Annotated in this window: 4 protein-coding genes; all 4 read left to right on the top strand. The window is 40.2% G+C overall.

Annotation, left to right across the window (positions count from 1 at the left end):
* Positions 1-254: 254 nt before the first annotated feature.
* The 4 genes from Xvie_RS23480 to Xvie_RS19890 all read left to right on the top strand — a co-directional run bounded on the left by Xvie_RS23480 (position 255) and on the right by Xvie_RS19890 (position 3,212).
* Positions 255-749: a hypothetical protein gene (locus Xvie_RS23480; RefSeq protein WP_244175747.1), complete on the top strand. Its 495-nt coding sequence runs from the start codon at positions 255-257 to the stop codon at positions 747-749.
* Positions 730-903 (top strand): hypothetical protein, encoded by a 174-nt coding sequence (locus Xvie_RS21900; protein WP_167376341.1) that lies wholly within the window; start codon positions 730-732, stop codon positions 901-903. Before Xvie_RS23480 ends, Xvie_RS21900 begins: the two co-directional genes overlap by 20 nt.
* A 774-nt stretch (positions 904-1,677) precedes the next feature.
* The gene (locus Xvie_RS19895; protein WP_086110832.1) at positions 1,678-2,430 is read left to right on the top strand and encodes a tail fiber protein; all 753 of its coding nucleotides are present in this window, start codon (positions 1,678-1,680) and stop codon (positions 2,428-2,430) included.
* A 494-nt stretch (positions 2,431-2,924) separates the two neighbouring features.
* Complete coding sequence (locus Xvie_RS19890) at positions 2,925-3,212, top strand: phage tail assembly protein (protein WP_086110831.1); 288 nt, start codon at positions 2,925-2,927, stop codon at positions 3,210-3,212.
* Positions 3,213-3,341 lie beyond the last annotated feature (129 nt).

Here is a 3,341-nt window from a genome sequence, read left to right as displayed (position 1 = left end):
GCCCTGTGTGGTCTGCAAAGGTTCGATTGAGCCGACAGATTTAGGCATAGATTTAAGGCAGGAGTTTTAATCTCAATGGTACAGATATGGACAGTTATTTATAGTTATTTTTCCTATCTGTACCCCCTTAATTGATTGATATTTAATTGAAATATTCCAAGTGGTACAGATGGTACAGTTATTTCGCGTTTTTTTCGCTAAATGCTAAAAACGGTTACCTACTTAATATTTTCTTGAAATTGTGAGCCATAAAAATGAAGAAATCAGAAAAACAAAGGTACATTTTAAAACTCATGGTTATTGCTTTAAATGAGGCAATAAAAAGAGAACGCATAGACCTTAACGGGCGATCCGAAAATAAACAGCAAGAAAAGAAGTTCAGGTATCAGGAATTGGTTATTGCTGGCAGGCGAACGATTATCAACTGGTTTGATGCGGGTCATGATGAATTGCGGATTAGTGTATGGTGGGACTATCAGCCGGAAATGATGCCAACGTGGAGGAAGAAATATATCTATGACTGCGAACCAACAACCGCCACACCACAAGTAGCCAGACGATTTTTCAGGCATATACTGGGGGCATGTGGTAGCTGCTACCTTGAGAGGAAAACAGGGAAATTTATTATTGGGGATGAAGGTAACCAATTTATTGATGTTTACGTCAACGAGGATTCTGTTTCTTCTCTGAACAGCATTCCAGCGGAAGAGCCACAAGGATATAGCACTCATGGGTGGATCAAGGAGTAAAAGCAGCAAAAAACAAAACTGGAACGTTACAGCAGCTAAAAACGAGGTAGAGCATTTTCCCCGTCCTGTGCAACTGCTTTCAATCACTCTTTCTGCCACCTCTTCCGCTGACTATGACTCATCGCAGCAGCAAGAGGTGTGCTCAAAAGAGTGAAATAAAAACAAATGGTTAAGTCGTTTTGCCCAGCCCCTTGTGTCCAAGCAATACATTGAGAAACAATGCATTTATTGCATTTATTCAGCACATAAAGTAACCATAGAGATGTTCTCTATAGCTGGAATAAAGACGAATTTACCAAGAGCATGAGCACTATTGCCAAAGTGAGGACCACGGCAGCAGGTAGGTATATTAAACGTACTGAGTTATTTTCAACCAAACATCTTAAAGAGGGTAGCCTCTGGGATTAATGATTCATTAACCTCAAAAATCATCAGAGTTTGTTTCCATGCCTACGTTTCAAACGGAACGATGACATAGCGCTAAACCTACACCATGCAGGAAATGCTATCTATCAATGGGTTAAAGTCGGGAAATCCCGCCTTTAGATAACTTGCTGATTTTAAGTAATTCTGTCACTGTGCCAGAGATTAAGGAAATCAAGGAGTTAAAAGAGCTTTCAAATCCCATTTAGCTAACCTTTTGATTTTTCGTAATTACCTCTCAGGATAGGAATTCCGGTCTTCTGACGGAAATAAGGGATATCAAGGAGTTAGGTTAAATGTGAGAAATCTCACCTTTATCTATCTCATAGTTTTATCAGTGGGATATGGATTTTATTAATTTCCAAACAACCATTCCGTGCCATCCTAATCAGAAGTTCTCTCCAGTATTGATGAACCTTTTTATTGATGTTCACTGGCGGGGCAGTATCCCACCGCCTTCATGTTATTTAGCAATGTGTATTGTTGATCAAATGAGGGATTTAGTATGAGCAATGAATGTAATAAATCTGATGTTCCAGTCTGCGCAGAAAGTGATGGTTTTATTGTCGTTCCATCCCCTTGCTATATCAAAAATTCGATCAAAGAATCGATGAAGGAACACGCCCAAAGCCGGGATCACCCAGAGGCAACACTGAGAGAAAAGGGATTTGTCATCCTGAGCAATTCAGTAAATAACGACGATGAAACTTATGCTGCAACTTCGAAAGCGGTGAAGACAGCGTATGATTTAGCTAATATTGCTAATCAGAATGCAGCTAATGCAAATAATAATGCTAATGCTCGTTTAGCAAAAGACCAGAACGGGGCAGATATCCCAGAAAAAGCAGAATTTGTGAAAAATATTGGTGCACAGCCTGCTGGAAATTATGCAATTAAGGGAGATAGTTATACTAAGTCAGAAAGTGATGCCCGATATGGAAGTAAAAACACAGCAGAGAAATCAGTGAATGGTTGGTGGCAATGTGGAGATACTGGCGTTATTCACCAGTGGGTGCAGGGGGAACAGCAATTGAGTGAGGGTACTCAAATTATTACCTTCCCACGAATATTTCCAAATCAGGTACTGGCGATATATGTCTCAACAAAAATTAATCACCCAACAAACTTAAATCTTGCTAATGACTGGTTTCAAGTCATTAACTGGGACACAGAAAAATGTTGGGTGTATTTGCAAGAAACTGAGCCAGCAGCTTCAGTCGTCAATTCAACACCGTTTATTTTTGCCGTTGGATATTAATATATAGTTTTTTATAGAACCATGCATGTGATTCCATGACTAGGATAGCCAAAGTTAATAATCATGGGATTTGTAACCACAAACATCATTGTTACTGATCTCATACCAATCTAGACATGGACGTCTAACCGATACCCTTCGTAAATATCACATACCCACATCACCTACAGAACGCACACCAAAGTGCAAAGATTTATCAGTATCCTGTCCTCGTATTTCCAGCTTCATCATGAATGGCTTTACTCCGTGAACAGTCAGCCCCATATTTATCACCCACTCCTCAGCTTCCTTTCATTAAACCTTACCAAACAGCAGTGTCACATAGCTCTGCCGTTCCTTGTGTGTCCATAATTTGTGTAATTTATAATATTGCATTATTTGCATCATTAATTTGATTTGTTGCATATATTGCAATAATATGGCTGTATAAATTATCAGCGGAACTAGAGGTTCGCTGGGCAGGCATTTCAGTTACTGAAAACTAAGAGGCAGTCATGGAAAAAACAAAAGTTATCACACTAAACAAACAGATTGAGAGCAATGACGGTAAAGAGGTTTACACCGAAATTCATTTGCGGGAGCCTGCATTGATTGAGGTTGAGCAGTTTTATGAAATGGATAAAAAATCCAACCCGTTGGCCGCCATGAGATTACTGATTACTCTGGTATCGGGCGTGCCTGAAACGGTACTGAAAAAGATGGCAATATCTGATTTCCGTCAATGTGAGGCGTTCTTAACCCATTTTTTGGCTTATACCCCCTCTAGCAATGGCAACGATTAGCGGCAGACATCACCTATTTTTATCGCTGGGGGCCACAAGAGGCGTGGCTCCTGAGTCGAACGCGGCTAGTTTGGTGGGCTGAGCAGGCGCAACGCATTATAGAGGCTAAACATAATGGCTAATGCATTT

Origin of the sequence: Xenorhabdus vietnamensis, assembly GCF_002127535.1 — a bacterium.
Classification (GTDB): domain Bacteria; phylum Pseudomonadota; class Gammaproteobacteria; order Enterobacterales; family Enterobacteriaceae; genus Xenorhabdus; species Xenorhabdus vietnamensis.
The sequence above is the reverse complement of the archived record's forward strand: the minus strand, read 5'-3'. Positions and strand labels throughout refer to the sequence as shown.